The following is a 25,426-nucleotide window of genomic DNA, read 5'->3' as shown; positions in this document are numbered from 1 at the left end:
GGAAGCGGTGTCAACTGCCGTTAAAACTTAGTTAAAAGATCATATATGTCAATTAAACACTAACGCTGGCGGATGGTGGCCCGGCGCGGGTTTTCCCTGGGTCCGGCGTCTTGTTTTCATGATGTTAAATATCTCCCAACATAGGTCTGAGCTGTATTTCCTCTACAACAGTTTGTTTGGCCAGGGTAAAGGCGTTCCACACCACGCTGGCGATGTCTTCGGGGGGCATCATCCTGTCCGGCGGGCCTTCGAAGCCGTCCCAGGAGGCGGTGAGCGTAGGGCCGGGGCTCACGGAGGTGACCCTCACGTTGTGGGGCATCAGCTCCCGGCGCAGGTTTTTGGAGAATCCGAGCAGGGCGTATTTGGTGATGCTGTAGGAGCCGCCGTTAGGATAGGCATGATGGCTGGCGGTGGAGCACATATTGAAGATATGGCCGTTACGTTGGGCTATCATGAGGGGTAGCAGTTCGCGGGTGAGGTGGTAGGCGCTGTATACGTTGACGGCCATCAGCTTTTCCAGCAGGCCGTCCGCTTCGTCGTGCAGGGCGCCGGGGATGAAGATACCGGCGTTGTTGACCAGTATGTCCACGGTGGACCAGGTGTCTTTGATTTTCTGTGCAAAAGCCATCACCTGTGCCTTGTCTCCCATATCCACTGATTCGGCGATGACCGTTACTGCGGGATTTTTCTCCCGGATAGCTGCCTTTGCAGCGGCCAACGCGTCTGTATTGCGGGCACAGATGATCACGTTGAACCCTTCTGCCGCCAGTCTCTCTGCAATAGCCTTTCCGATGCCTTTGCTGGCACCTGTTATAACTGCGTTCATAAATTTCTGTCGATTAAAGCGTTAAAATAATGAATTTTAGTTGAATGACCTTAGTCTGGAAACCCCATCTGTCTGGTATTTTGTACCTTTGCCGCGTTATGAGATATAAGCATCTTTTCTTTGACCTGGACCATACGCTCTGGGACTTTGAAACCAACGAACAGGAGACCTTGCTGGAGCTTTTCGACACCCATGGGCTGGCCAACCGCGGAGTACCAACTTTCGAAGCATTTTCAGTTTCTTATGTCGGGCACAACGAACGTTTATGGGAGCGTTTCCGGAAGGGATTCATCAACAGGGCCGAGTTGCGGGACAAACGTTTCCGGCTTGCGCTGCTGGACTTCAAAATCGGTGATGAGAAGCTGTGCCAGGCAATGAGCACGCAGTTTCTGGAGATATTGCCCAACAAAAAGGCGCTCTTTCCCGAAACAAAGGAAACGCTGGACTATCTGGCTGCCAAAAACTACCCGATGCACATGATTACCAACGGATTCGAAGAAACGCAGCTGCTGAAGATGAGGAATGCGGGCATTGACCATTATTTCACCCATATCGTTACTTCTGAGGTGGCGGGCAGTCTGAAGCCGTATCCCGGGATATTTGAATACGCCATCGGCAAAGCCGGCACCAGCGCGGCAGAGAGCATTATGGTGGGCGACGCCATGGAGCTGGATATTAAAGGGGCGCATGGCGTGGGGATGGACCAGGTGTATTTTAATCCTGCCAAACCGCCGGTGGACTTTACGCCGACGTATACCATCGGGCATTTAAAGGAGCTCAGAAATATACTCTAATATTGGGTGATTTTTTGAGGTACAAATTTTTTGATTTCGTGTATAAAACAGGAAGACCGAAGCGAGTCCTAAAACTGCTTCGGTCTTCCTGTATATCAATGTTTTATCAATTTACGAAATCAAAAAATCCGTACATCAAAAAATCTCTACATCTTTTTCGTTCTGAGACTGGCCGTGCGGGAGGGTTGTAAACAGCAGCTTTTTTTCGTGTTTTTACGGGCGGTAGAATCGTGCCGATACTGCGCCAGCTTAGGCGTCCCGCAGGGCAACGGCTTATGGGCCGTGGCAGTGGTTTGTTTGGCGGGTGCTTTGCGGCCGGGTTTATCCTGGGCGGTGGCTGCTCCCGTAAGGAGTAACAGCGTCAGTGCAGTCAAAACATTTTTCATACAGTCCTGTTTGAGCATACTAATATACTAGATTTTTGCGATCACTGTCTGGCCGCCTTTTACCACCTGCTCCAGCTGAACGGTCACTTCTGTGCCCAGCGGCAGGTAGAGGTCCACGCGGGAGCCGAATTTGATAAAGCCCATTTCTTCATTCTGATTTACCTGCATACCGGGTTTCAGGTAGTTAACGATCCTGCGGGCGAGGGCGCCGGCGATCTGTCTTACCAGGATGTCTGTTTTTTGGTTGCCGATCACTACAGAGTGTCTTTCATTTTCCGTAGATGATTTCGGATGCCAGGCCACGAGGTATTTACCGGCGTGGTATTGGGACAGTTTCACGGTGCCGCTGATAGGGTTGCGGTTTACGTGTACGTTGGCAGGGCTCATAAAGATGGACACCTGCAGGCGTTTGTCCTGGAAATACTCCGGCTCAAAAACTTCTTCTATCACCACCACTTTACCATCGCAGGGAGAGATGACCAGGTTGTCTCCGGTCGTATACTGTCTGGCGGGTACGCGGAAAAACGATACGATAAAAAGGAAGAACAGGATGGAAAAGATCAGGATGGCGTAGCCTACTGCCGGAATGGCGCCCAGCCAGTAAAATACGGCCCCGTTAATCAGCGCCAGTACCAGGAATACAAGGGAAATGGTAGCAAATCCTTCACGATGGATCTTCATTTGTTTTCTTGTTTGTTAGATTTTTATGTATATCCCGGCTTTCGCCGGGATGGTTAAGCAAAGTGCAAAGTTACTTCAGAAATACTTTTTTCTGTCAGATGAATATAAAATATTTATTATGTGTATGCTAGGCCATCATAAAGGCGTGCACATAAATCCAGGCGAAGGGGGTGGCGAGCAGCAGGGAATCGAAGCGATCGAGGAAGCCGCCATGGCCGGGCATGATGTTACCGGAGTCTTTGACGCCGGCCATACGTTTGAGCCTGGATTCCAGCAGATCGCCGGTGGTGCCGAATACGGCGGCGATGCCGGCCAGGGCCAGCCAGTGCTGGAGTGACAGGTATTGCTGCCCCCAGTAATAGCCATATACGCCGGCGGCAACAACGGCCAGTATCATCCCTCCCACGGAGCCTTCGATGGTTTTTTTAGGGGAAATGGAGGGGAAGAAAGGCGTTTTGCCAATGAGGGAGCCTACTATATAGGCCATGGTATCGTTGATCCAGATAAAAATAATGAGCAGTAAGGGAATGAGCCAGCCGGGGGCGGTGCCTACATTTTCCGGGGTATAGTGAATATCGATGGCGTTGAGGCGGATATTGACCAGCAGGCTGAAGGGGATCACCACATACAGCAGGCCCATACAGGAGTAGCCGACATTGCGGGGCGAGAAATCCTTATCAAGCAGTATTTCACCGAGTGGCAGTACCAGCAGGAAAATAATGGCGATCCACCAGCCAATGAAGCCTGTGGAGATGTCGCCCAGCTGGAAATATTCTCCGGTAAAAGCCAGCATGATCGCGGCGCCGGCGATGGTTGCCCCCCATTTGTGCCAGGATGGGATATTGTTGTAACCGGTATCGATCAGGCGCATCAGTTTAAAAAATTCCTGCAGGGCGAAGGTGCTGACCAGGAAAAAGAGCAGAAAAAAGGTGAAGGGACTCCATAAGATACCTCCCAGCATCACTGCCACAAACACCAGCGCTGAGGCAGTGCGGGTAAAAAAAGTCTTCATTATGCGTAGTTCTGTTAAAGATTCTGAACCGCAAAAGTGTACAAAATTACCCTGCGGAGCAAATTGCTATTCCGGCAGCTCGTTGGGGTCGCCGGTGGGAAGGTTGTTGTGATTGTGTACGAGGTCCTTTGCTGTTTGTTCATCTTTTTCGTGTACGTATAACTCTGCCTGACCGGGGAGGGTGATATTGTAGGAAGATGACTGACGGTTGATCAGCACTGCGGTGATACCATTGTCTGCCAGCATTCCTTTTACGATCTCCGCCTCGAAGGGACGGTCACTTGAGAAGATTTTAACCCAACCTTTTTCCATAGTAATAACATTTGTCTCAGCGGTAAATTACTGATTTTCATCCACACCGATGTTGTCTATTTGGTCATCGTCCGCCTTTCGGACAGGAGCTGTCATCACCATGGGCGTGGATTTCTGGCGCAGCGCCCACAGGAGGCCGATAGTTACCGCAAGGCTGAGCAGGGCGATATACCATTCCACCTGCGTGTCTTTGGTAGGATCTGTTTTAATGATGCCCTGCTGGAACAGGTATATGAGTATCACCAGCGAACCGTTGTTGAGTATATGGGCGAAGATGCTTAACCAGAGGTTGCCGCTCAGCACATAGATGGCGCCCAGTATAAAGCCCAGTACCACACGTACCATAAAGCCCAGCATTTCAAAATGGATAAAGCTGAAGAAAACGGCGGTCAGGAATACGCTGAGCCACACCTTGCGGGTGCTCTGGATGAGCAGGCGCTGGAATACCCCGCGGAAAAACACTTCTTCCGCGATGGCAGGGACGATGGCCATCAGCACCAGGTTGATGAATAAGTCTTTAATGGAGGGCATGCGCAGCATGACCGTGATCAGTTTTTCGGTTTGTTCCTGCAGCTCACGGGCCGCCTGCGGTACCTGCCAGGTCTGGTTCCAGTTGTTCAGGAAACCGCCAAACCAGGTAATGGAGTACATGGCCATCAGGGCCAGCAGCACCTGGATAGCGGCCGGAGCAGGCTTCAGGCCCAGGTAGCGGCCGGGATAGGGCTGCCACAGGTAGGCAAAAAGGGCCGCCGGGACCAGATAAACCACGATAGAATATAAAAACTGTGTAATTTTCAGATAGCCGATAAGGTTAGGGTCTGTTATATCCCCGCTTTGAAGGTCCATCAGCGAATGACCGGTCATGGGTTCCATCAGCAACATCAGTGCTGTGTTGTATATCAGCAGGAAGCCAATGAAAAAGCCGAAAAAGGTAATAAACTGTAAAGCGGGTGGGGACTGTTTCAGATAACCGGTCATAAATACTTACTGTATTAATTTTGCGTAAATTTACATCGCGAAATCCAGTTTGCAGTGATACCTGGTGATCTCCATCATCTTTTTTGTATCCTGCCTGCTTCTTTTCGGAAGTCAGGAACTGTCACTTCCCGCTGTGAAAAAAAATAATATAAAGTATAAAAATAATAACTACAGCCTGGCGCTGTGGTATTTAACTTATGGTGAAGATAGGAAATATAGAATTGGGTGAATTTCCCCTGTTGCTCGCGCCTATGGAGGACGTGAGTGATCCGCCCTTCCGTGCGGTCTGTAAGGATAACGGGGCTGATCTGATGTATACGGAGTTCATTTCTTCGGAGGGGCTTATCCGTGATGCCATCAAAAGCCGGCAGAAGCTGGATATTTTCCCTTATGAGAGACCGGTAGGCATCCAGATCTTCGGCGGAGATGAGGAGCCTATGGCCATGGCCGCCCAGATCGTGGAAACAACCAACCCCGATCTGCTGGACATCAACTTTGGTTGTCCGGTGAAAAAGGTGGTATGCAAGGGCGCCGGCGCCGGTATTCTCAAAGATATCCCTAAGATGGTAAAACTGACAGCTGCTGTGGTAAAAGCCACCCGGCTGCCGGTGACGGTAAAAACCCGGCTGGGCTGGGATGATAACACCAGGAATATTGAAGAGGTGGCGGAAAGACTGCAGGATGTAGGCATACAAGCGCTCACCATCCATGGCCGCACCCGTACGCAGCTGTATAAAGGTCATGCAGACTGGACGCTGATCGGTAAAGTGAAGAATAATCCCCGTATCAAAATTCCGATTTTTGGTAACGGTGACATATGTACGCCGGAACAGACGATCGCAGCCCGGGAGAAATTTGGCGTGGACGGGGTCATGATAGGCCGCGCCGCCATCGGCTACCCCTGGATATTCCGGGAGATCAAGCATTTTATGAAGACGGGTGAACATTTGCCGCCTCCGACTGTTTTGGAAAGAGTAGAAGTCTGCAAAAAACATCTCCGCCAGTCCGTGTCCTGGAAGGGAGACATTGTGGGAATCCTTGAAATGCGCCGCCATTACGCAAATTACCTCAAAGGGCTGCCCCATATTAAAGAATTCAGGCAACAATTAGTAACTTACAAAACATTAGCTGAAATAGAAGACGTATTAGACGCGATTGTTACACAATACAAGGACCACATATTCGAAAGGACTTCTCCCCCACTAGCTGAACAGAATTTTCTACCAGCGGATAATGAAACGGCTGGTTGTAACGTTTACGTCTAAACGGACTAACCCCATCAAAACAAAAATTATAAATTACTTTCACATGACCACAATTAAAAATCTGAGAAATGAAGTCTGGAAAGACTTACAGATTAAAAACAAATCTGCCCTGCGTAAACGATACGCGGTATCAAACATGGGGAGAGTGATCAGTTATCATGAAAGTACAGAAGATGGTAAGCTGCTCACGGGTTCTACCGTGGAAGGCTATACGGTTTTGAATGTAAAACCGGCGGACAGCTACCAGTCACTCTACCTGCACCGGGAAGTGGCCAAGCTTTTCAACAAAAAACCAGGACGTGCCCACCGGTACGTGATCCACCTGGATTATGACAAGAAAAACAACAAGGCCAGCAACCTCAAATGGGCAACCAAGGAGGAAATGGAAGAGCACCAGCAGAACAGCCCGGCGAAACTGGCCTACAAGGAAAAGCAGCGCAACCGCCTCAAAGGGCTGAAGCTGAATGTGACCAAAGTAAAGAGCATCAAGCGCTTACTGAACAAACCCGGTAAAAAAACCATGAAGCAGATCGCTGAACAGTTCGACATCAGCGAAATGCAGCTGTACCGTATTAAAAGCGGTGAGAACTGGGCGCACGTAACACTGGATTAATGCCTGGTTTTACCAGGAATGATCATATATGATGTTGTCTGACTATGGCCATACTTGCGTGTGGCCATAGTTGTTTGGTTACTTTTTCGATTTAGCTGTTTTACAGGCTGCCCCTGACCATCTCACCCAGTACCTTCCGGTAGTGCGGGCTCCGGCCCAAAGCCGGCTCATAGCCCAGCAGGACCACCTGTTTTCGTGCACGCGATAACGTTACCAGCAACTTACGGTCTACCTCTATATCTGCTTCATCCCATGTGAAACTGCCCAGGCATTGCAGGGTATCCACCTGCGCGGCATGATAAACCGCCAGGGACACGATGATAATATCGTTCTCCGATCCCTGAAAACGCTCTACCGTGTCTATGTTCACCTGCTGCAGGGCCTTGTCTCCCGCCAGCAGCTCCCGGATCAGGCTGATCTGGGTGCGCCAGGGTGTGACCACTCCTACCGTATCGCGGGTAAAGGAGGCGCCATGTTGCGCCCTGAGGTATTGCAGCAGGGAAACGACCCTTTGGGCTTCCGTCTGGTTCATCTTGGAAGTGGCCTCATAAGGGCTGGGAATGAATATTTTCCTGCCCAGGGCCAGTATGTGCCGCCATGGCTGCGTTTCGGGGCATGGCCCCGGATCAAAGTCAGCCCGTTGCTGCTCCCCTCCAGATGCCAGTTGCCCGGCATAGTAGTGATTGACCAGGCTGGCAATACTTTCGTGCATCCGGAAATGGGTGTTCAGCATACCCCATGCATGGCGCCACTGCCACTTCTTACAACAGTGCATCAGTCTTTCGAAGATGGAAGACCGCAGGTCCCGCATGCCCAGCTCCAGCAGCAGCGGGTCTTTCACCCGGCAGAACGTGGCTTCCTGCGTGACTACCGGCGGCAGCTGGTTCTGGTCACCTATCAGGATAAATTTACGGAAGGGCATCAGTAGGCCCAGCAGTTGTGGCTCTGTGAGCTGCGATGCTTCGTCCACGATCAGCGTGTCCGTAGGGATGCCCATCATCACCAGCTGGTCCAGCCGGGTGGCCATGGTGGCAACGGTAGCCACAAACACACGGTGACCGGTGACATAGGCACGGGCATCGTCCAGCGAGCCCCGAAGGCATAGCTGCCGCAGCTCCTGTGCCGGTGCGGTATTGCGGCCGCCGAGGCGTAAGTGCCGTATCTGACGTGCTTCCAACTTGCTGCAGATCTCCTCTACCGCTTTGTTGGTAAAGGCCACAATCACCACATGACGCTGCTGTTTGATCATCTCTCCCACGATGGTGGTGAGCAGGGAAGATGTTTTGCCGGTGCCCGGCGGCCCCTGCAACAGGTAGTAGTCCTGCGCTTCCAGCGCCTGCTGCACAATTTTTTCCTGGTTGACGTTAAACATGGCCGGCGCCGGAAATGGTAAGGGCTGCCAACGGGGTATGTCCAGTCCCAGCAGAAGACGCACCCGCTGCGCATTTGCCGGCGAGAGGACATGAAACAGCGCAGACGCCGCCATCCAGTAGTTGGACTCATAAATATCATGCTCAATCACCCACTCTTCAAACTGACGGAAAAAATCCAGCGTCATCTGCCGGTTGTTCAGGGAGAAAGTGAGGGTGTCTTTGGCGAGGTCGTCGATGCGGCCCTTGAGCAGCTGTTGTTGTAGCGGCTGCAGCCCTGCGCCGGTACGGGGATAGATGATAGCGGTATCGCCCGTGCGGAAATTATGGCTAACGGGGCCGGCTATATCAAAAATGACCGCGCTGTTCATCGGGTCAAATTCCCGGAAGCGCAGGCCGGGGATAATATTGAAACGCGCAGCTTTCTCTTCGGCGCTTTGCAGCCACAGGGCGGAAAAGCCATCGGCATCTTCTTCCCGGTCCACTTCGGAATACATGCCGCATTTGGCCTGCAGGTACTCCCGCAGCACGAAGGACAGGTATTGTTTGTAATAAACCTTCGCTTCTTCTGCGGCGGAATACCAGGCTTTTTCGAAGGCAGTGAAATGCGCTGCACTGAAGGATGGCAGGCCTGTTGCCGCAGTGCCGGTGATGGCAGACAGTACGCCGTACTCCTCTCCTGCCAGCCGCAGCAGCATGGCCACCACCTGGTTGCGCAGCAGCATCAGCTCATTTTCGGTACGGTGCGTACTGCTGACGTTGCGGAGCGGATTAGCCGCAGCGGCTGAATACAAAATAGCGGAACTGCCTTTGCGTTGCCGGCCGAAAGTGGACCTTAGCAACAGGTTGTAGCCCACTACCTGCATCTCATGATTTTTCCAGGTATTGAAATCGGGCGCTTTACCGCTTTTTAATTCGAAGATCTCTTTACGGTGCGGGTCCTCGTGGTCTTCTGTCATGAGGTCCAGCCTCCCCTGCAGGCCGTAGCGGGCGGAGAAGAAAGTGGGCTCTATCTGCACCGGTTTGTCGCGCAGGTCACGAACGGTGGCGTGGAGGTTGCCCCAGTGATGCTGCCGGATATCGCGGAACATTTCATTTAGTTGTTCCCGGCCGTAAGCGGCGGCCTGTAGTGCGTTTTCGGCCACGGCTTCCACGAAAGAGGTTTTCACGTCCACTTCGCCGTTACGCAGCATCTCGTCCAGCAGGGCGTTGACGAGGTTTCCCTTGAACGCTGCGGGCGACGGTTGCTGCGGCGTTAGTTTGCGAACGAGGTACAGCAGGTGGTTGGCGCCTTTGTGCGTGAAACATTCTGCCAGTTCACTGATATCGATGAGGAGGTCCGGCTCCAGGATGATCTGGCTTTCCGGTGCTGTGAGGTAATGCTGAGGGCTGTCTCCCTGCCGGCAGTGATGCACCAGGATGGTGTCGTAAGGGCGTAGCAAGGGATACAGGGCTACCACGGTGAGGTCGTCCAGTTGGTCCAGGGACAGCTCAAAGTCGCCCTGTTCATCGTTTTTGGCGGAGATGGTAAACGTGTGGGCGCCTTTATCGTTGAGCCTCAGCGTACTGGTACCGGTGACCATGCACTTCAGCAGCGGGATATCGGAAGGATGATGCTGGTAGGACAACGACAGGCGCATGTCGCTCACGGAGCGGAGCAGCAGGCGCAGGTCTTCCGGTTCCGGCTCCTGGTAGGCCCAGGCTACCGCTTCGGAGAGTGCTTTAATACAACAGCGGTGTTCTTGTTCGTGCAACGGGAACATGCCGCTGGTGGCCTTATTGGTGAGAAGGCGGAGCGCAGACAGTGGTTGCCGTACCTCGGGGGGCACCACCTGTTTATCAAAATAAAACTGCATGCGCGCAAACAGGTTTCCGAATGACCGGGTCTCTTCGCGGGTAAGGTCGCGGAACAAGGTTTCCAGTATCTGCCGGTACTGGCGGATTTTTTCTTCGGGGCTGGTTGAATGATGCGCTTCTTTTATCCTGGCGAAAAAAGCGGCTGCCTTGTGTGATGCCTGCATAGCTGCAAGATAAGGAATACGCGTGGTTTGCATCAGTGGCGCAATTGTTATACCTTCCGTAGGATTTTATCTGAAAAAATAATTTTTATGTCAGCCAAAAAAATAGCCATTATTGGCGGGGGAAATCTGGGTTCGGCCATCGCCCAGGGATTGGTAAAAAGTGGTTTTTCCCAGCCTTCCGATATTACTGTTACCAAACGTAACACCAGCACGCTGGCCGATCTGAAGGCCGCCGGCGTACAGGTGGAGACAGACAATGGAAAAGCTATCCGGCAATCGGAGGTGATTGTGGTGGCGCTGAAGCCGTACAACGTGCGGGAGGTGTTGCAGCAGTTGAAGACTGACCTGGACCCTGCGAAACATATTTTGATCAGCGTGGTGACGGGCGTCAGCATTGCTGATTTGTCGCATATCGTACCGGACATGCCGGTGGTGCGGGCCATGCCTAATACGGCTATTGCCATACAGGAATCTATTACCTGTATCTGTGCCGCCAATGCCAGCGAAGAGCAGTTGCGGTATGTGAAGACGATGTTCGACCAGCTGGGCGCAACGGTGAGCATTGACGAGAAGCTGATGGATGCCGCCACGGTATTGGGCGCTTGTGGTATTGCTTTTGCGTTGCGGTTTATCCGGGCCAATATCCAGGGGGGGATTGAAATCGGGTTTGACGTGCGGACGGCCAGCCTGATCGCCGCGCAGACCGTGAAGGGGGCTGCGGAGCTGCTGATCCGGGAGAACCGTCACCCGGAGGAGGAGATAGACAAGGTAACTACGCCGAAGGGCTGTACCATTGCCGGTTTGAATGAAATGGAGCACCAGGGATTCAGTTCGTCCCTGATAAAAGGCATTAGTACTTCCTACAATAAAATTGTGAAGGGTTAGTTATTGCGGGGATAGTCGAAGAAAAGGAATTTTTTACGGGCCAGGTCGAAGTCTTTCCAGCTGTCGGTATCCGCCTGTATGGCGAAGATGCCGGTGGTGGGCACGTTATCGATGCGGATTTCTTCGGTGAGGTAGTTGGCAAAGTCCGTGATACCGGGGTTATGAGCGAAGATGGCTACCGCGTTGAAGTCGTCGTCTATCCGGGTGATTACCTTGAGGAAGGTAGAGGCGTAGCAGAGATAGAGTTCTTCTTCCAGCAGGATGGCCTGTTTGGGGTAGTGCCACTCTTCGGCCATGATTTTGGCGGTGGTGCGGGCGCGTTTGGCGGGGCTGGCGATGATCAGCTCCGGGACCATGCCTCTGGCAACGAGGCGTTGGGCCATTTCCGGCGCATTCTGTTTTCCCCGCTTATTGAGCGGTCTGTCAAAATCGTCCATGTCCGGATTGTTCCAGCTGGATTTTGCATGACGGATGAGTAAGAGTGTTTTCATGGGCTGAAAACGGTGATTTACCGGAACGAAAATAAAGAATTTACAGGAAGTTAATGTGTTAGGAGAATAAAGCGGGAAGGGGCGGCCTGATTTAAGACAAAATTAACACGGCCGGATACTACTAAAAAAGCGAAGATCAGTTACTGATCTTCGCTTTTTTTATGATGAGGGGAGTTTTCTTTTTTAGTAGCCTCTTTCATTTTTGCCTTCCATGAAGTTCATGAAGGCTTTGTTCACTACGCGGTTGCCGCCGGGGGTAGGGTAATCGCCGGTGAAATACCAGTCGCCCAGGTTGTTGGGGCATGCTTCGTGGAGGCTTTCGATGGACTGGTAGATGACTTCCACTTGCGCGCCGATGCCTTCCGGGGTGAGGATTTCCGCGATTTTAGCGGAGATCTGTTCCGGTGTGAACGGTTTATAGATGTTTTTCACCACGTTTTGTGCGTGGAGGGTGTTGGTGCGTTGTAATTCTTTGCAGAGGCCGTAGGCTTCCTGCAGGATGTGTTCTTTGCCGTGGTCTTTCAGCAGGGCGATGGCGGCCTGGAAGGCTACGAAGTCGCCCATTTTGCTCATATCGATGCCGTAGCAGTCGGGGTAGCGGATCTGCGGGGCAGAAGACACTACGATGATGCGTTTGGGGCCGAGGCGGTCCAGCATTTTGATGATGCTTTCGCGGAGGGTGGTACCGCGAACGATGGAGTCGTCGATGACTACGAGGGAGTCTACGCCGGGCCTTACCGTACCGTAGGTGATATCGTATACGTGTTGCACCATTTCATTACGGCTGGAATCTTCCGTGATGAAGGTGCGCATTTTCACGTCTTTAATAGCGATTTTATCGATGCGGATGCGGCGGTTGACCATTTCGTTGAGTTTTTCCTCATCGAAATCTTTGCCCCAGGAGAGGATTCTCTCCACCTTGATTTTGTTGAGATAGTCTTCCAGTCCTTTTAACAGGCCGTAGAAGGCTACTTCAGCGGTGTTGGGGATGAAGGAGAAGATGGTATTTCTCAGGTCGTTGTCGATAGCTTTGAGCACGGTAGCGGACAGGTTACGGCCGAGGGAGGTCCGTTCCTTGTATATTTTTTCGTCGTTACCGCGGGAGAAGTAGATCCTTTCGAAGGAGCAGGCTTTGCGTTCTTTTGCTTCGAGGATCTGTTCGATAGCGTAGTCGCCGTTTTCTTTTACGATGAGGGCGTTACCGGGCATGAGTTCGAGCACTTCATTTTCGCCTACGTTGAAGGTAGTGCGGATGGCGGCTCTTTCGGAGGCGGCAACGATCACATCGTCGTTGATGTAATAGTAAGACGGGCGGATACCGTGCGGGTCTCGGATCACGAAGGCGTCGCCGGTGCCGATAAGGCCGCAGGCGTGGTAGCCACCGTCGAACAAGGAGAAAGCCTGTTGCAGGATATTTTTGACGTCGAGGCCGTTGCGGCGTTCTTCATCTTCTTTGCAGAGGAAGTGATGAACGGTTTCCAGCATGGCGGCGAGGTCGGAGTTTTTATGTACTTCCCCGGGGTTTACCTGAACGAATTTGAAGAGTTCATCGGCGTTTACCAGGTTAAAGTTACCTGCCATGGCGAGGTTACGGGCGGGAATGGTGTTGTAGCGTACAAAGGGGTGGCAGAGTTCCACGTTGTTTTTGCCCTGTGTAGCGTAGCGGAGGTGTCCCATCAGGTTTTCACCTAAAAACCGGATATGTCCTTTGAGGAGGCCGGGATATTTGGTGATTTCAGGCTGGTATTTTTCGATTTCCTGGATTTCTTCCCGGATTTTACTGAAAACATCGCCGATAGCCTGTGGGGCGGCGCTGCGAATTCTGTGCATGAAAGGAACCCCCGGTTCTGTATTGAGTTTTACCGCGGCCACCCCAGCGCCGTCCTGGCCTCTGTTGTGTTGTTTTTCCATGAGCAGGTACAGTTTGTTCAACCCATAGAACACAGTCCCATATTTTTGCTGGTAATAAGAGAATGGTTTTCTTAATCTTATAAATGCCAGGCCGCATTCATGTTTGATCGCATCACTCATCGCTGAAATTTGAAGACGCAAAGTTACGCCAAAAAAATGCGAATTACGAATTGTGCGTGTTGAGTGGTGGAAAGCTGGCCGGCGGAGCGAGGGGAAAAAGGCAGGCGTCTATCTGAAACGGTGTCAATGGGGGAAGCAGGAAAGGGTCATAAGGGGGTAGAAAAGAAGAAGGGCGAAGACAGGAGCTGTTCGCTGTTGTCTTCGCCCTTCAGGAGAATTAGTTTACATCCTGTTCCTCACCGTTACTGTTTAGCCAGGGAGGCCATCCATTGGCTGATGTGGGAGCAGTTTTTATAGTCATCATCTACGTGTACGTAGAAGGTGGGTATTTTTTCGATGAGCCATTTATTGATGGCTTCAGCCCTTTTGATATCCAGGGTGCGTTGCTGAATGCGGGAGTAGTCGTCATTCAGGTTTTCGCGGTGTGGCTGGGTGCGTGTTTTGAGGTACACGATCCTTACGCCGGCGCGGCCTGTTTCGTCGGTAAATGAGACGGGGGCGGATATTTTTCCGGGTTTAAGAGTATCGAGCATGAGTACGATATCTCTTTCAGAGGGATCGTCCAGCTGGTCGATAGTGAGCAGGGTACCTTCTCCTGTTTTGGACTGGAGCATACCGCCGTCGAATTTGGCGCTGGGTGCGTCGCTGTATTTGGCAACCGCTTCGGAGAAGGTGAGTTTGTTGTTCACGATCAGGGTGCGGATGGAGTCCAGTTTGGTGGTGGCGCCGGCGAGGTCGGATTTGGTGACTGCTGCTTTGAGCAGGATATGTTGTACGGTCACGTTATCGCCGGAGCGTTTGATCATCTGGATGAGGTGGTAGCCGAACTGTGATTTCACCGGGGAGGATATTTCGCCTTCTTTCAGACGGAAAGCTGCCGCCATGAAGTCGGCGTCCCATTGTTTATCGCTGCGGTTCATCACGTAGATGCCTTTGTTTTCTTTCACGCCGGGGTCTTCAGAGTAGAGGATGGCGAGGGACCCGAAGTCGGATTCCTTGTTGAGTACTCTTTTTTTGAAGCCCTGGAGGCGTTCGACGGCGTAGTTGTCCATTTCGCGGGTGGCCTTGGGGATGAGGACGAGTTGTCCTATTTCCAGTTCGGACTCATAGAAATGGAGGCTGTCTTTCGGGATGGCGTCGAAGTAGCGTTTTACTTCGGAGGGGGTCACTTTTACGTTTTCCACCACTTTATTGCGCATGGCTTGAGCGAGCAGGCCTTCCTTGATGGGTTGGCGGAACCGTTCGCGGAGCTGGTATACGCTATAGCCGGTAATTTCTTTCATTTTTTCTTTGGTGCCGTAGAGCTGTTCGAAGTAGCGGATACGGTTTTCCATTTGTGCTTCCACGTCTCCGTCAGAAACGGGCAAGCTGTCCCTTTCTGCCTGGAGCACCATCACCTTTTGGGAGATCAGCATTTCCATGGTAGTGCAGGCAGCCTGGGGGCTGACGGTGCCGTCGGGGGAGTTCCGAGCCTGGTCTGCCAGGGCGCCGTCCATATCGGATTTGAGGATAATCTTATCCCCTACTATGCCGATAATTTTGTCTGCCACGAGTTTTTGCTGAGCGGCAGCAGCTTGCCATAACAGCAAAGCTCCTGCAGATAAAGCCAAAAGTTTCTTCATATTATAGCGGTAAAATCCAAAAATAACCAATTAAAGATCAGGACTGTATTTAATATCGACGGATTTAACAAAAGTTTAGATAAGCCTTTGGTTTTGCGCCGACGGGCAGGGATATTAAAAGAAAAAGCTGTCAAAAAGCGGGGATATTGAGGGTATCTCCATTTCTGACAGCTTTTTTTATGTCTTCCCGGCCTTTGGGGGCCGGGAAGCGGGTATTAGAGTGTTCTTTTTACTTCCACCTCTTCGAAGCCTTCGATGATATCGTCGGGTCGGAGGTCGCTGTAGTTGCGGATACTGAGACCGCATTCCATGTTGGCGGCCACTTCCTTCACGTCGTCTTTATAACGTTTGAGGGAGCCGAGTTCGCCGGTGTGGACTACGATACCGTCGCGTACTACGTTGATGCGGGTGTTTCTGGTCAGCTTGCCATCGAGTACGAAGCAACCGGCCACGGTAACCTTGTCGAATTTGTAGGTTTCGCGTACTTGTACGTTGCACACCACTTTTTTCTCGATTTTGGGTTCCAGCATCCCTTCCATCGCGCTTTTGATCTCGTCGATCGCATCGTAGATGATGGAGTAGTTGCGGATTTCGATGTTTTCCTTTTCTGCAAGTTTGGCGGCCTGAGAAGAGGGTCGTACCTGGAAACCGAGGATGATGGCGTCGGAGGCAGTAGCGAGCAATACGTCGGATTCGGTGATCTGGCCTACTGCTTTGTGTACGATACTGATGACGATTTCTTCGGTAGACAGTTTCTGGAGGGAGTCGCTCAATGCTTCCACAGAGCCGTCGAAGTCGGCCTTGATGATGAGGTTGAGCTGTTTAAAGTTACCCAGTGCCAGCCTGCGGCCGATTTCATCGAGGGTGATATGTTTCTTGGTGCGGATACCTTGTTCGCGAACGATCTGAGCTCTGCGGTTAGCCGTTTCTTTAGCTTCAGATTCGTCTTCGTACATTTTGAATTTCTCACCGGCTTGTGGTGCGCCGTTGAGGCCGAGCACCTGTACCGGCATGGATGGTCCTGCTTCTTCCATTCGTTGGCCGCGTTCGTTGAACATGGCTTTGATTTTACCGTAGAAGGAGCCGGACACGATGGTGTCGCCCTGGCGGAGGGTACCGTTTTGTACCAGCAGGGAGGCTACGTATCCGCGGCCTTTATCGAGGGAAGCTTCCACGATGCTACCGGAGCCTTCGCGGTTCGGGTTGGCTTTCAGTTCGAGGAGTTCTGCTTCCAGCAGGATTTTTTCCAGCAGGACGTCGATATTGAGGCCGCTTTTAGCGGATATTTCCTGGCTTTGGTATTTACCGCCCCAGTCTTCCACGAGGAGGTTCAGTTGAGCCAGTTGTTCTTTAATTTTTTCCGGGTTGGCGCCTTCCTTATCAATTTTGTTGATAGCGAATACCATTGGGAGGCCGGCAGCCTGGGAGTGGGAGATGGCTTCTCTTGTCTGAGGCATGATGGCGTCGTCGGCAGCCACTACGATGACAGCGATATCCGCTGCTTTGGCACCGCGGGCACGCATGGCCGTAAAGGCTTCGTGGCCTGGTGTATCGAGGAAGGTGATTTTTTTACCGTTGGCGGTCGTTACCTGGTAGGCACCGATGTGCTGGGTGATACCTCCGGCTTCACCGGCTACTACGTTGGCGCTGCGGATATAGTCGAGCAACGATGTTTTACCGTGGTCGACGTGACCCATGATGGTAACGATCGGTGCGCGTGGCAGCAGATCTTCCGGAGCGTCTACATCTTCTTCTTCTTCGGAGTCTTCCACCGCGTCGAGGCCGATGAATTCCACTTCATAGCCGAATTCGCCGGCTACCAGTTCGATTACTTCCGCGTCGAGGCGTTGGTTGATGGACACCATGATACCGAGGCCCATACATTTGGAGATAACTTCGGCGAAGCTAACGTCCATGAGGTTGGCGAGTTCGCTTACGGAAACGAATTCCGTTACCTGGAGTTTGTTGTCTTCAACGCCCTCTTTGGCTTTCTGGCTGGCTCTTTCCTCGCGTTTTTCCCTACGGTGTTTGGCTTTCACGTTTTTACCGCGACCGCCGCCACCGAGTTTGGCCATGGTTTCCTTGATTTTATTCTGGATTTCGTTTTTATCGATTTCCTTTTCTTCCACAGTGCGTTTATCATCAGCGCCTCGACCACCCGGACGGAAGTTGCCGCCCTGGCCGGGTCTGTTGAAGCCGGGTCTGTTACCACCCTGGCCGCCGCCTTGTCTGTTGAAGTTACCGCCTTGCTGGCCGCCTTGTCGGTTGCCACCCTGGCCGCCGCCCTGGCCTCTGTTAAATCCGCCGCCTTGCTGGCCGCCTCTGTTGAAGCCGCCGCCCTGGCCTTGCTGGCCGCCGGGTCTGTTATGGCCCTGGCCGCCGCCCTGGTTGCGGTTATCACCCTGGTTACGGTTGTCGCCGTGCGGGCGATTGCCGCCACGGTTATCGCCGCGGTTGTCGCGGTTTTCGTGGTGGGGACGGTTACCGCCGCCTTGTCCTTGCTGGCCGCCTTCTTTGAAGTCTTTCGGCTGGATGGGTTCAGGTTTTTTCTCCACGATGATACGTTTGCGTTTACGTTTTTCATCGCGGTTGAAGTTGCCTTTATTGTTATCGCGTCTGTCGGACTGAACGGGCAGTTCGATTTTCCCGATGACTTTCGGGCCGGTCAGTTTTTCGGCCTGGATGTTACTGATCACGGTGGGCTCTTCCGGTTGTTGGGGAGGAGTTGGTGTGTTTTCAGCAGCAGGGGCAGGCGGAATATTGCGTTGTTCTTCCTTTACGGGCTGTTTAACAGGAATGTTAGCCGGTTCTTTGATTGCAGCCGGTTTTGCCTCTTGTAATACTTCTTCCACTTTGTTAACTACAGGTTTATCTTCAACCGGTGCGGCTTTTTCCGTTTTTTCTGTCGTATCGGTTTTAACTGTTTGCGCTACTTTCTCTGCTTGCGGAGCGGGTGCTGTTTCAGCTTTTTCCGCTTTTGGTGCTGCTTTTTCCACGTCTTCCTGTTTTGCAACGGGGGCAGTTGGAGCCGGCGTGGGTTCCGGTTTTTCTTCCGGTTTAGCTGCTACGGGAGGGGTAACCGGTTGTGGTTTTTCCTCTTTGGGAGCAGGAGCTGCCGGTTGTGGAGCCGGTTTTTCTTCCGGTTCTTTTTTGGCAGCGGGTTTTTTATTACGGTTAAGGGCGTCGAGGTCGATCGTGGTGATGACTTTCGGGCCGTTAATCTTAGGAGATTCTGTTTTCACGACTTCCGGTTCAGCGGGAGTAGCTGGTGCTTTGGGAACTTCCGCAACAGGGGGAGCTGTAACAGCCGGAGGTTCTTGTTTGGGCTTGGCTTCCTCTTTTTCTTTTACCGGAGGAGGTGTGGGTTGAGCCGGAGCAGCCGCCTGAGGTTCCTTTTTAGGCGTTTCCTTTACGGGTTCCTGTTTAGGTTCGGGGGCTTGTTCAGCTTTGGGAGCTTCCGCTACGGGTGCAGCCTCATCTTTATCTTTCAGGTTCTTTTTTGCCGCAGCCTCTGCTTCCTCTTTCTCCTTCTTCATCTTTGTTTCTAACACGCTTCCTTTGGGCAGGGCTATCTGGTCGCTTTTGCGTTTGTTAGCCTTGTCCTGCTGGAATTCCGACTGCAGAGCTGTGTACATGACAGCCGTAAGGCGGGCATTTGGAGATCCAAAGCCGCCCATATCGAAGCCTTTATTGCTAAGGAAATCGATGAGCGTTTCCTTACCAATATTAAACTCTTTGGCTGCAGCCAGCAATCGTGGTGTGTTGTTTGTTGTTTCAGGCATATCGTATTTCGGGCCTCCCCTGTTTCCCGTTTTTTCCAAACGGGATGTTTTTTTACGTTTAAACAATAACTCGAAAAAATCAATTCCCCTTCTAATAAGCCCTTTACCTGGGAAGGTTTCTGGCTGGGCTTTATTCTTTGTCAAACTCTTCCTGTAATATTCTTCTTACATCCTGCACTGTCTCTTCTTCCAGATCCGAACGGCGAACCAGTTCTTCAGTGGTCAGCTCCAATACGCTGCGGGCAGTGTCACAACCTATTCTTTTCAGCTCGTCAATGATCCATTCTTCGATTTCATCTGAGAATTCTTCCAGATCGATATCAAATTCAGCCTGTTCCTGGGCTTCGTCGCGGAAGACATCAATTTCAAAGCCTGTGAGTTCGCAGGCGAGTTTGATGTTAACGCCTTTTTTACCGATGGCCAGTGATACCTGGTCAGGGTTGAGGTAAACGGAAGCGTATTTGTTTTCGCTATCTACTTCCATGCGGCTGATCCGGGCGGGTGTGAGGGAGCGCTGAATCAACAGCTGGATGTTGGTAGTATAGTTGATGATATCGATATTTTCGTTTCTGAGCTCGCGCACGATGCCGTGGATGCGGCTACCTTTCATCCCTACGCAGGCCCCTACCGGGTCGATACGGTCATCGTAGGATTCAACGGCCACTTTCGCTCTTTCGCCGGGTTCGCGGACGATTTTCTTGATCACAATCAGGCCGTCAAAGATCTCGGGTACTTCAATTTCCAGCAATTTAGCCAGGAAGGATGGATGTGTGCGGGAAAGAATGATGAGTGGCGCGTTGTTCTTCATTTCCACTTTCTTTACTACCGCTCTTACATTTTCTCCTTTTTTGAAATAATCCGTCGGAATCTGCTCAGATTTGGGCAAAATTAACTCATTCCCTTCATCATCAAGCAATAAAACTTCTTTTTTCCAAACCTGGTATACTTCCCCGGTAACAATTTCGCCGGCTTTGTCGGCGTATTTCTTTACCAGGATGTTCTTTTTAAGGTCGCCGATACGTGCGGAGAGGGTTTGTTTGGCGGCGAGGATAGCCCTGCGGCCGAAGTCGAGGATCTCTACTTCTTCATAGAGATCTTCCCCAATCTGGTAGTCCGGTTCTACTTTAATGGCGTCGGAATAGGCGATCTGTGCATTTTCGTCTTCCACTTCGCCGTCAGACACGATAGTGCGGCGGCGTAATATTTCAAGGTCACCTTTCTCTGTATTTACGATCACGTCAAAATTCTCATCAGAGCCATACTTTTTCCGCAGCAGTGTTTTGAACACATCTTCCAATACCTTCATCAACGTAGGGCGGTCAATGTTTTCCGCCTCCTTGAACTCGGTGAATGACTCAATCAGGTTAATACTAGCCATGTTTATGTATTATATTTTAAAACACGATGCACACTTTGGTGTGCTTTATTTCATTTAGTTTTAATTCCGTTTGTTTGGTTTCTTTCTTTTTGCCGATTGTTTCCTCGATGGTGATGGAGTCATCCGTTACCGTCAGCAATGTACCTTCTTTCACTGCGCCGTCAAGGAGGGTGACTTCCACCTTGCGGCCAATGTTTTTCAGGTATTGTCTGTGCAGTTTCAGCGGCTCGTCGAGCCCGGGGGAAGAAACTTCCAGGGAGAAATCGTTGTCCGGAAAGATCTCGCTGGTTTCCAGCAATGCGTAGAGTTTGCGGTTGAAAGACACCAGTTTGTCCACTGGTATCCCCTTATCCCCATCAATAAAGAGTTTAATGTTATTAGTGGGTTTTATCCTGATTTCTACCAAAAAATCGTCGGGATTATTTGCCAGCAGTCCTTCTGCCAATTCCCGGATAGCTTTTATCACTTGTTCGTTTGCCATACAAAAAACGAGAAGGGGACGTTCTCTCGTCCCCTTCGTTTGAATCATTTTTCCTGATGCAAATCTACAAATTATTTTGATTGAAAAACAAAATCTTTAACTTGGAGTGAATTCAGACCGCAGACAGCCCCATCGACAGAACATATTTAATTTTTTTTAATGATATTTACATTCCTGAAGAAACTTCACCCGGAACTGCTGGTTTGGCCGGCAGGTCTGACAGGTTTGTTTTTTCTGGACCCGGTCGCCGGCCAACCGTCCCTGTGCCTGTTTAAAAATATCGGTATTCCTTTTTGCCCCGGCTGCGGGCTGGGACACGGAATCCATTTTTTTCTGCACGGCCGGTGGCTGGAAGCCATACATCACCACTGGCTGGCACCCGCCGCGGTGGGGGTGCTGATTTACCGGACCGTGCAACTGGCCCGGCTTCAATTCGTTAAACTTAAATTATAATAAATAATTATGTCTGATTTTTCATATGCCATGTTACCGGGCATCGAACAGGAAGAAATGCTGTGGCTGCAGGAACTGACAAAAGGCTACAGTGCTGAAAACAAGCAACGCTTTCTGGCATTGTACCAGTCCCGCCGGAAAGATCCCCAGATGATCCTGATCTGCTGCCTGATCGGGCTGGTAGGGGCCGCGGGGATTCAGCGTTTCCTGCTCAACCAGATCGCCATGGGCATCCTTTACTTCGTGACTTTCGGCTTCTGTATGATCGGCACCATTATCGACGCGGTGAACCATCGCAGGTTAGCATGGGAATTCAATAAAAAGGAAGCCCTGTCCTGCGCTGCACTGCTGGGCCTGTAACAGCAACGTTAAAGAAACCTTAAAATCAGCGGATTATCCGGTTAACGGAAAGATAATCTGCTACCTTTGTCGCACTATGTTGAAATTTTTACTATACATGTTTTTTGCGTGGCTGCTGTACAAGCTGGTATTTGATTTTATCATACCGGTTTACAGGTCCACCAAGGCGGTTCGTAAGCAGATGAGCGACATTCAGCAACACATGCGTCAACAGTATGAAGAGCAGCAGGCTGCCCAGCAGGGATATAATTCCCAGCAGCAGTCCTCCCAGCGGCCAGGTCCGCAGCCGCCCAAAAGAGACGATTACATCGACTTTGAAGAAGTAAAATAGAAAAAGGCCGCGCACCGCGGCCTTTTTTATTGTCTTATATGCCCATCAGCTGTTCTGCGGCCGGAAAATGTCCAGGATCGTTTTCGGCGCCTGCAGGTGAAGCGTTTGTAACCCTACCACCTTCGCCCCTTCGATATTGGGCAACGTATCATCAATAAATAAGGTCTCTTCCGCTTTCAGCCCGTTCTCGTCCAGCACCATCTGGTAAGATTCCCGGTCCGGTTTCCGGTAACCCATCAGGTGGGAATAGTACGCTTTGTCAAAAAACACCGACAGTGACGGGATGCCCCGCGTCTCCTGCAGGATCTTGTTAAACGTTTCCAGATGGAGCGCATTGGTATTACTCAGCAGGTACATGCTATAATGCTGCCTTAGCTGCTGCAGCAACTGTAAACGTTGCAGGGGAAAATCCAGCAGCATGGCATTCCAGGCCGCGACGATCTGTTCGTCCGTTACGCCTTCGGCTACATGCTTTTTCATTTCCGCCAGAAACCCCTCCGGAGTGATATGCCCCGTTTCCAGGTTGTCGAACAACCGGGAACCTTTGAACTGGTTGTATAACTGTTCAAAATGCTGCACCCCCAGCGCTGTAAAAGCCTCACTGGTCAACTGGTGGTCTATATTGAGGATCACCCCTCCCAGATCGAAGATGATGTTTTTGATATTTTTCATGGGATACAAAGAAAGCAGATTTTTTACAGTATAGGCGTATACGTGCCTATAAGTAAAAAAAATTTAGGATAATTCGGGGAAATAATTAACTTTGCCGTCCCTTGAAAAAGGGGATTTTAGTTCTTCGGAACGGCTCCTATAGCTCAGTTGGTTAGAGCACCTGACTCATAATCAGGGGGTCCCAGGATCATGCCCTGGTGGGAGCACACTACACTAAAGGCTTTCAGCGCGGATGCGTTGGGAGCCTTTTTTCATTTGATACATGTTTTTGATACATAATTTTAGGAATTGATACATTAGGAGGGCACCGAAAAGCGATAAGGCATTTTTGCCTGGTAATTCGGGAATGCCTATTGTAAAAAGGCTTTCCGCTGTTGGGGACGGAAAGCCTTTAAGTAGGTGGTATTTTTTCAGATTACTTTTGATTCATCAGAAGTTGATAATTGTACTATCTGCGCTCCAGTCATTTAATGAAGCGTCTATTGAAAAATTGGGATCAATATCTGGGGAGAACAGTTTTCCTTTCAGAATCAGTTTTTTATTCCATTGAATTTGCACATTGGTAATTGTTTTGGATGCTAATAGCTGATTACTTGCGTTATAGCCTTTGATTCTGATATCAAATGGGTTTTTGTTATTGAGTACGAAAGCTTCCAGGCTTCCAACGCTAAGACTAGTGACATAAGGATCTCCTCCGACAGTGACATATGGATCGGCGATAGTACCGGAACCTATGTAGTAGGCCTGAGAGTCCATGGATAAATTTGCGGTTGTATGGTGAAAAGAGGTAGAATCCTGGATGGTCAGCTCAATTTTACCGACAATTCTTGTTAAGGATACATTGGGAACAATGCTGTCGCCATTGATATTAATGGAAAATTTTTTCAGGAAAACTTCATTGCCTTTTACAATATCACCAGGCATAAAGGAGATATATGCTCTGTCTAGTGGTAACGAGGGATCAGTAGGGGTGGCAACTCCTCCGCCATCTATATAAGGCCGGTTTTTGGCCCCGATCATCACTATTGTATATGAGCCCGGTCTTAAAGAGTCACTGATGCTGCCAAATATCAAAGAATCCTGGGTTTGTATTTTAGAGCTGGCGAGCTTTCCCGTATTATCATATGCCATGTAATAAAAGAAAGAAATATAATCTTTCAGAGATCCCGCCCTTGTATTCGTATTCATGGACCTGCCGAAGTCTGTTATTTCCCGGGTGAAATCACTCACGCCAAATTTAACAGCTACCTTTTCTGCTGCTGCTGGTGGTGGTGTTACGTCATTACCACCACTGTTTTTCTTACAGGAAAAAAGTAACATGGTTATTAAAAGGGTCATGCAACAAGTGCCAATGGAGAGTTTAATGTTCATAAAAGGGAGTTTAATATGTCAAATAATAGCATTTTTCAAATAACCTTTGAGGTGTCAAAAATTGATAATTGTACTATTGGTTTTCCAGTCGTTTGATCCGGCATCCGCTGAAACCCTGGCGCCATCAGGCGGAGCCGGGGAAGCCAGGTTACCTTTCATGATTAGTTTTTTATTCCACTCAATCCGCATATTGGTGATGGTTTTGGATGCTACCAGCTGATTGCTTGCATTAAAGCCTTTAATTTTGATGTCGAATGTTTTTTTGTTATTAAGCACAAAAGTCTCCAACCTCCCTACCCCATGGCTGATAAAAACAGGTTCTCCTCTAACATCGATAAATGGATCTGCAATAGAATCACCGGCTATATAATAATCCTGGGAATCCATTGATAGCGTTGCCTCCGTGCGGTAAAAAGAAGTTGAGTCGAGAATGTTGAGCTCAACTTTGCCAACTATTCTTGCTAAGAACACACTGGAAACAATGCTGTCCCGGCCAACGTCGACGGTAAACTTTTTATAGAAAATTTCATGGCCTGTTATTACCCCCATAGGTGTAAGGTTAAAGCCCGGCAAGAAGACAATATATGCCTCGTTTAATGGTAAAAATGGCATGAAGCCCGTGATGGGATCTATGCCTGAGCCATCCACAGAAACAAAGTTTCCCGACCCCATCATTACGATCGTATAGGCACCTGACGCTAACGAATCACGGATACTGCCGAAAGTTAATGAGTCTTTTGTTTGCATTTTTTTGCTGACAATATTTCCTTTGTTATCATATGCCATGTAATAAAAGAAAGAAATGTAATCTTTTAGATTTGTGTTACTTGTGGCCCTGCCGAAGCCTGTTGTTTCCTGTGTGAAGTCGCCTACCTGGAATTTAATGGCTACCTTTTTAGCGGGCGGTTGAGGGACTATATCCTCTTTGCTGCTATTCTTTTTACAGGAAAAAAAAAGCAGTACTGTACAAAGGGTAATACAACAAACGGGAATGGACAATTTTATCTTCATGAATCGGGAGTAAAAAATGTTGAGATAAGATTTTCAAACAATGTATCAAATTGTGTATTATAGGCATGAAAGATACACATAAATTGACTTACAGGCAAGCTGCTTTATTGATAACCATGTATACCGGCCGGCTGCAGAGAAATGTTTTAACAGTTAATCTTATCTTGTGTTATTTGATGCCACCGGGACGATCAACCTCTTCCTTTTCTTTGTCTGTGTCATTCATGTGTAATCAGGCACGTCCTTCTGATAACCTGACATGAATGCTTTTCCCCTTGCGGGTTTACTGGTTTTTGGGTA

23 protein-coding genes and 1 tRNA gene are annotated in these 25,426 nt (G+C 50.2%); 8 read left to right on the top strand and 16 right to left on the bottom strand.

The window, feature by feature from the left end:
• Window positions 1-124 precede the first annotated feature (124 nt).
• Entirely contained in the window at window positions 125-826 is a 702-nt protein-coding gene (locus B5D63_RS15115) for an SDR family oxidoreductase (protein WP_078669610.1), read from the bottom strand.
• A 98-nt stretch (window positions 827-924) separates the two neighbouring features.
• Between B5D63_RS15115 and B5D63_RS15110 the strand changes: the two genes are divergently transcribed.
• Window positions 925-1,620, top strand: a complete 696-nt coding sequence (locus tag B5D63_RS15110; RefSeq protein WP_078669609.1) for a YjjG family noncanonical pyrimidine nucleotidase — start codon at window positions 925-927, stop codon at window positions 1,618-1,620.
• 146 nt (window positions 1,621-1,766) lie between these two features.
• On the opposite strand, the gene B5D63_RS15105 is transcribed toward B5D63_RS15110, so the two are convergent.
• From B5D63_RS15105 to B5D63_RS15085, 5 genes are all read right to left on the bottom strand, one after another.
• On the bottom strand, window positions 1,767-2,006 hold the full coding sequence (locus B5D63_RS15105; protein WP_143312922.1) for a hypothetical protein: 240 nt from the start codon (window positions 2,004-2,006) through the stop codon (window positions 1,767-1,769).
• Between the two features lie 27 nt (window positions 2,007-2,033).
• Entirely contained in the window at window positions 2,034-2,687 is a 654-nt protein-coding gene (locus B5D63_RS15100) for a phosphatidylserine decarboxylase family protein (RefSeq protein WP_078669607.1), read from the bottom strand.
• 127 nt (window positions 2,688-2,814) lie between these two features.
• The gene (locus B5D63_RS15095; protein ID WP_078669606.1) at window positions 2,815-3,699 is read right to left on the bottom strand and encodes a phosphatidate cytidylyltransferase; all 885 of its coding nucleotides are present in this window, start codon (window positions 3,697-3,699) and stop codon (window positions 2,815-2,817) included.
• A 66-nt stretch (window positions 3,700-3,765) separates the two neighbouring features.
• The gene (locus B5D63_RS15090) at window positions 3,766-4,011 is read right to left on the bottom strand and encodes a putative signal transducing protein (RefSeq protein WP_078669605.1); all 246 of its coding nucleotides are present in this window, start codon (window positions 4,009-4,011) and stop codon (window positions 3,766-3,768) included.
• A 27-nt stretch (window positions 4,012-4,038) separates the two neighbouring features.
• A complete protein-coding gene (locus tag B5D63_RS15085) occupies window positions 4,039-4,989 on the bottom strand; it encodes a CPBP family intramembrane glutamic endopeptidase (RefSeq protein ID WP_078669604.1) in 951 nt (316 codons plus the stop codon).
• Between the two features lie 197 nt (window positions 4,990-5,186).
• Here B5D63_RS15085 and dusB point away from each other — a divergent pair, with 197 nt between their 5' ends.
• Window positions 5,187-6,254, top strand: a complete 1,068-nt coding sequence (dusB, locus tag B5D63_RS15080; protein WP_078669603.1) for a tRNA dihydrouridine synthase DusB — start codon at window positions 5,187-5,189, stop codon at window positions 6,252-6,254.
• A gap of 43 nt (window positions 6,255-6,297) precedes the next feature.
• Window positions 6,298-6,867 (top strand): NUMOD4 domain-containing protein, encoded by a 570-nt coding sequence (locus tag B5D63_RS15075; protein ID WP_078669602.1) that lies wholly within the window; start codon window positions 6,298-6,300, stop codon window positions 6,865-6,867.
• Window positions 6,868-6,967: 100 nt separating this feature from the next.
• On the opposite strand, the gene B5D63_RS15070 is transcribed toward B5D63_RS15075, so the two are convergent.
• Window positions 6,968-10,258, bottom strand: coding sequence for a DEAD/DEAH box helicase (locus tag B5D63_RS15070; RefSeq protein ID WP_159456034.1), 3,291 nt, complete (start codon window positions 10,256-10,258; stop codon window positions 6,968-6,970).
• 87 nt (window positions 10,259-10,345) lie between these two features.
• Between B5D63_RS15070 and proC the strand changes: the two genes are divergently transcribed.
• Window positions 10,346-11,143 (top strand): pyrroline-5-carboxylate reductase, encoded by a 798-nt coding sequence (proC, locus tag B5D63_RS15065; protein ID WP_078669600.1) that lies wholly within the window; start codon window positions 10,346-10,348, stop codon window positions 11,141-11,143.
• On the opposite strand, the gene B5D63_RS15060 is transcribed toward proC, so the two are convergent.
• From B5D63_RS15060 to B5D63_RS15035, 6 genes are all read right to left on the bottom strand, one after another.
• Window positions 11,140-11,634, bottom strand: a complete 495-nt coding sequence (locus B5D63_RS15060) for a SixA phosphatase family protein (protein WP_078669599.1) — start codon at window positions 11,632-11,634, stop codon at window positions 11,140-11,142. The two genes, proC and B5D63_RS15060, sit on opposite strands and share 4 nt — an antisense overlap.
• A 183-nt stretch (window positions 11,635-11,817) precedes the next feature.
• Entirely contained in the window at window positions 11,818-13,545 is a 1,728-nt protein-coding gene (locus tag B5D63_RS15055) for an amidophosphoribosyltransferase (RefSeq protein ID WP_235021548.1), read from the bottom strand.
• A 362-nt stretch (window positions 13,546-13,907) separates the two neighbouring features.
• Window positions 13,908-15,287 carry a peptidylprolyl isomerase gene (locus B5D63_RS15050; RefSeq protein WP_143312921.1) on the bottom strand — a complete coding sequence of 460 codons (1,380 nt, stop codon included), beginning with the start codon at window positions 15,285-15,287 and terminating at the stop codon, window positions 13,908-13,910.
• A 215-nt stretch (window positions 15,288-15,502) separates the two neighbouring features.
• Window positions 15,503-19,108 (bottom strand): translation initiation factor IF-2, encoded by a 3,606-nt coding sequence (infB, locus tag B5D63_RS15045; protein WP_235021547.1) that lies wholly within the window; start codon window positions 19,106-19,108, stop codon window positions 15,503-15,505.
• Between the two features lie 91 nt (window positions 19,109-19,199).
• Complete coding sequence (nusA, locus tag B5D63_RS15040) at window positions 19,200-20,447, bottom strand: transcription termination factor NusA (RefSeq protein WP_078669596.1); 1,248 nt, start codon at window positions 20,445-20,447, stop codon at window positions 19,200-19,202.
• A 16-nt stretch (window positions 20,448-20,463) separates the two neighbouring features.
• Window positions 20,464-20,928 carry a ribosome maturation factor RimP gene (locus B5D63_RS15035; RefSeq protein ID WP_235021546.1) on the bottom strand — a complete coding sequence of 155 codons (465 nt, stop codon included), beginning with the start codon at window positions 20,926-20,928 and terminating at the stop codon, window positions 20,464-20,466.
• Between the two features lie 159 nt (window positions 20,929-21,087).
• On the opposite strand from B5D63_RS15035, the gene B5D63_RS15030 reads away from it, so the two are divergent.
• From B5D63_RS15030 to B5D63_RS15020, 3 genes are all read left to right on the top strand, one after another.
• Window positions 21,088-21,381 (top strand): DUF2752 domain-containing protein, encoded by a 294-nt coding sequence (locus B5D63_RS15030; protein ID WP_078669594.1) that lies wholly within the window; start codon window positions 21,088-21,090, stop codon window positions 21,379-21,381.
• A gap of 9 nt (window positions 21,382-21,390) precedes the next feature.
• On the top strand, window positions 21,391-21,741 hold the full coding sequence (locus B5D63_RS15025; protein WP_078669593.1) for a TM2 domain-containing protein: 351 nt from the start codon (window positions 21,391-21,393) through the stop codon (window positions 21,739-21,741).
• 97 nt (window positions 21,742-21,838) lie between these two features.
• Entirely contained in the window at window positions 21,839-22,072 is a 234-nt protein-coding gene (locus B5D63_RS15020; RefSeq protein ID WP_078669592.1) for a hypothetical protein, read from the top strand.
• A 45-nt stretch (window positions 22,073-22,117) separates the two neighbouring features.
• Here B5D63_RS15020 and B5D63_RS15015 read toward each other — a convergent pair whose 3' ends face one another.
• Window positions 22,118-22,744, bottom strand: a complete 627-nt coding sequence (locus B5D63_RS15015) for an HAD family hydrolase (protein WP_078669591.1) — start codon at window positions 22,742-22,744, stop codon at window positions 22,118-22,120.
• A gap of 132 nt (window positions 22,745-22,876) precedes the next feature.
• Here B5D63_RS15015 and B5D63_RS15010 point away from each other — a divergent pair.
• Window positions 22,877-22,950: transfer RNA gene (locus B5D63_RS15010), tRNA-Ile, on the top strand.
• A gap of 223 nt (window positions 22,951-23,173) precedes the next feature.
• On the opposite strand, the gene B5D63_RS15005 is transcribed toward B5D63_RS15010, so the two are convergent.
• Together B5D63_RS15005 and B5D63_RS15000 are read right to left on the bottom strand one after the other, a co-directional pair.
• Window positions 23,174-24,115: a FimB/Mfa2 family fimbrial subunit gene (locus B5D63_RS15005; RefSeq protein WP_143312920.1), complete on the bottom strand. Its 942-nt coding sequence runs from the start codon at window positions 24,113-24,115 to the stop codon at window positions 23,174-23,176.
• Between the two features lie 54 nt (window positions 24,116-24,169).
• Window positions 24,170-25,126 (bottom strand): hypothetical protein, encoded by a 957-nt coding sequence (locus B5D63_RS15000; RefSeq protein WP_078669589.1) that lies wholly within the window; start codon window positions 25,124-25,126, stop codon window positions 24,170-24,172.
• Between the last annotated feature and the right edge of the window lie 300 nt (window positions 25,127-25,426).

The sequence above is a fragment of the Chitinophaga eiseniae genome (assembly GCF_900167135.1).
GTDB lineage: Bacteria > Bacteroidota > Bacteroidia > Chitinophagales > Chitinophagaceae > Chitinophaga > Chitinophaga eiseniae.
Note: the sequence above shows the minus strand (reverse complement) of the source record. Positions and strands in the feature narration are given on the sequence as shown.

Bases quoted from the DNA above. Each gene is read 5' to 3' on its own strand.
- B5D63_RS15115 (WP_078669610.1), bottom strand. From the start codon at position 826: ATGAACGCAGTTATAACAGGTGCCAGCAAAGGCATCGGAAAGGCTATT.
- B5D63_RS15110 (WP_078669609.1), top strand. From the start codon at position 925: ATGAGATATAAGCATCTTTTCTTTGACCTGGACCATACGCTCTGGGAC.
- B5D63_RS15105 (WP_143312922.1), bottom strand. From the start codon at position 2,006: ATGAAAAATGTTTTGACTGCACTGACGCTGTTACTCCTTACGGGAGCA.
- B5D63_RS15100 (WP_078669607.1), bottom strand. From the start codon at position 2,687: ATGAAGATCCATCGTGAAGGATTTGCTACCATTTCCCTTGTATTCCTG.
- B5D63_RS15095 (WP_078669606.1), bottom strand. From the start codon at position 3,699: ATGAAGACTTTTTTTACCCGCACTGCCTCAGCGCTGGTGTTTGTGGCA.
- B5D63_RS15090 (WP_078669605.1), bottom strand. From the start codon at position 4,011: ATGGAAAAAGGTTGGGTTAAAATCTTCTCAAGTGACCGTCCCTTCGAG.
- B5D63_RS15085 (WP_078669604.1), bottom strand. From the start codon at position 4,989: ATGACCGGTTATCTGAAACAGTCCCCACCCGCTTTACAGTTTATTACC.
- dusB (WP_078669603.1), top strand. From the start codon at position 5,187: ATGGTGAAGATAGGAAATATAGAATTGGGTGAATTTCCCCTGTTGCTC.
- B5D63_RS15075 (WP_078669602.1), top strand. From the start codon at position 6,298: ATGACCACAATTAAAAATCTGAGAAATGAAGTCTGGAAAGACTTACAG.
- B5D63_RS15070 (WP_159456034.1), bottom strand. From the start codon at position 10,258: ATGCAGGCATCACACAAGGCAGCCGCTTTTTTCGCCAGGATAAAAGAA.
- proC (WP_078669600.1), top strand. From the start codon at position 10,346: ATGTCAGCCAAAAAAATAGCCATTATTGGCGGGGGAAATCTGGGTTCG.
- B5D63_RS15060 (WP_078669599.1), bottom strand. From the start codon at position 11,634: ATGAAAACACTCTTACTCATCCGTCATGCAAAATCCAGCTGGAACAAT.
- B5D63_RS15055 (WP_235021548.1), bottom strand. From the start codon at position 13,545: ATGGAAAAACAACACAACAGAGGCCAGGACGGCGCTGGGGTGGCCGCG.
- B5D63_RS15050 (WP_143312921.1), bottom strand. From the start codon at position 15,287: ATGAAGAAACTTTTGGCTTTATCTGCAGGAGCTTTGCTGTTATGGCAA.
- nusA (WP_078669596.1), bottom strand. From the start codon at position 20,447: ATGGCTAGTATTAACCTGATTGAGTCATTCACCGAGTTCAAGGAGGCG.
- B5D63_RS15035 (WP_235021546.1), bottom strand. From the start codon at position 20,928: ATGGCAAACGAACAAGTGATAAAAGCTATCCGGGAATTGGCAGAAGGA.
- B5D63_RS15030 (WP_078669594.1), top strand. From the start codon at position 21,088: ATGATATTTACATTCCTGAAGAAACTTCACCCGGAACTGCTGGTTTGG.
- B5D63_RS15025 (WP_078669593.1), top strand. From the start codon at position 21,391: ATGTCTGATTTTTCATATGCCATGTTACCGGGCATCGAACAGGAAGAA.
- B5D63_RS15020 (WP_078669592.1), top strand. From the start codon at position 21,839: ATGTTTTTTGCGTGGCTGCTGTACAAGCTGGTATTTGATTTTATCATA.
- B5D63_RS15015 (WP_078669591.1), bottom strand. From the start codon at position 22,744: ATGAAAAATATCAAAAACATCATCTTCGATCTGGGAGGGGTGATCCTC.
- B5D63_RS15005 (WP_143312920.1), bottom strand. From the start codon at position 24,115: ATGAACATTAAACTCTCCATTGGCACTTGTTGCATGACCCTTTTAATA.
- B5D63_RS15000 (WP_078669589.1), bottom strand. From the start codon at position 25,126: ATGAAGATAAAATTGTCCATTCCCGTTTGTTGTATTACCCTTTGTACA.